This is a genomic window from Paenibacillus sp. 2TAB19 (genome assembly GCF_052115185.1).
Taxonomy (GTDB): domain Bacteria; phylum Bacillota; class Bacilli; order Paenibacillales; family Paenibacillaceae; genus Pristimantibacillus.
This window is the reverse complement of record NZ_JBFRGE010000197.1, coordinates 1-1,502: the sequence shown is the minus strand read 5'-3', so window position 1 is coordinate 1,502 and position 1,502 is coordinate 1. Positions and strand designations below refer to the sequence as shown.

The following is a 1,502-nucleotide window of genomic DNA, read 5'->3' as shown; positions in this document are numbered from 1 at the left end:
GCAGAATAGCGACGATGTAAAGCTGATCTAACGAATGAACGAATTGCCAGCCGAGCACGAGTGGGATGACCGTCATAACCATACCCTGCGTTTGGTGCTCGGTTTCCTAACCGATTATATCGGTCCTAAGCTTACGGCACAGATTGGTATGGTTATGACGGTCATCCCACTCGTGCTCGGCTGGCAATTCGTTCATTCGTTAGATCAGCTTTACATCGTCGCTATTCTGCTAGGCATTGCAGGCGCCTCGTTCGCGGCGGCACTTCCGTTAGCCGGTCAATGGTATTCCAAGGAACATCAAGGTCTTGCAATGGGCATTGCAGGGGCAGGCAACAGCGGTACGATCTTCTCCACGTTGTTCGCCAACCGCTTAGCACAGCATTTCGGCGGCTGGGAAGCCGTATTCGGCTTAGCTCTTATCCCGATCGTGCTTGTATTTATCTTCTTTACGATTTTCGCCAAAAACAGCCCGAACCGTCCAGCACCTAAGAAGCTTACGCAATACGGTTCTTTATTGAAACAACGTGACGCTTGGGTGTTCTGCTTGTTCTATTGCGTTACATTCGGCGGTTTCGTCGGTCTTACCAACTATTTGACGATCTTCTTCAATACGCAATACGGTCTCTCTCCAGTCAAAGCGGCTGATTTCACTACAATCTGCGTTATCGCAGGCAGCTTTTTCAGACCGGTAGGCGGTTACTTAGCCGATCGATTCGGCGGTACGCGCATGTTGACGGTGCTCTATGCTGTCGCAGGACTTATGCTGGCTTCGATATCAACGCTTCCGCCATTGCCTGTCGTTATCGTTCTCTTATTCATCGGAATGATGTCGCTTGGTATGGGAAATGGATCGGTATTCCAACTCGTACCACAGCGTTTCGGCAACGAACTCGGCCTGATGACGGGTATCGTCGGAGCTGCAGGAGGTATTGGCGGATATGTATTGCCGCTTATTTTGGGCAAGCTGTACCAATCGTCAGGTGCATATACGGCCGGTTTCCTAGTACTCAGCGGAATCGCGCTTGCAGCGCTTATCACTCTGTATGTCATTCAGTTCAGCTGGCGCAAACAATGGATGGGCAAAGGCGGCAAGGCGCTTATCCAAACCAGCGGAGAAGGCTCTACGATTAATGCATAATCCTTACTGAGCGTTACGCATCGCTTGCGTTTTCATTGACCGCCCGACATATCGCAACATGTCGATAAATAATTCATTCGAAGAGCAATAAGTGACAAACATCACGCATACAATCTGATAGTATGTTAATCATGTTGTCTCATCTTATGAATAGGAGCGTTGTCTATGAAAACAATYGCGAATGAAAATTTCAAAGACGAAACGATACAATTTGACGGATTCAACTTCGTCAGTTGCACGTTCACGAACTGCATCATTATTATCTCCACTCTAGATTTCAACTTCGAGCAGTGTTCGTTTTTCGAATCAACGCTGCACGTGAATCCGAAGCTGCCAATCTTTGAGATTTCGCATCGTCTCTCTC

At 48.2% G+C, this 1,502-nt stretch carries 2 protein-coding genes; both read left to right on the top strand.

Translation table 11 applies throughout. The features are described from left to right. Nucleotides 1–34 precede the first annotated feature (34 nt). Nucleotides 35–1,138, top strand: coding sequence for an MFS transporter (locus tag AB4Z33_RS30940; RefSeq protein WP_442053575.1), 1,104 nt, complete (start codon nt 35–37; stop codon nt 1,136–1,138). A 165-nt stretch (nt 1,139–1,303) separates the two neighbouring features. Continuing rightward, on the top strand, nt 1,304–1,502 hold a 199-nt coding region (locus tag AB4Z33_RS30935; protein ID WP_442053574.1), incomplete at its 3' end, for a hypothetical protein.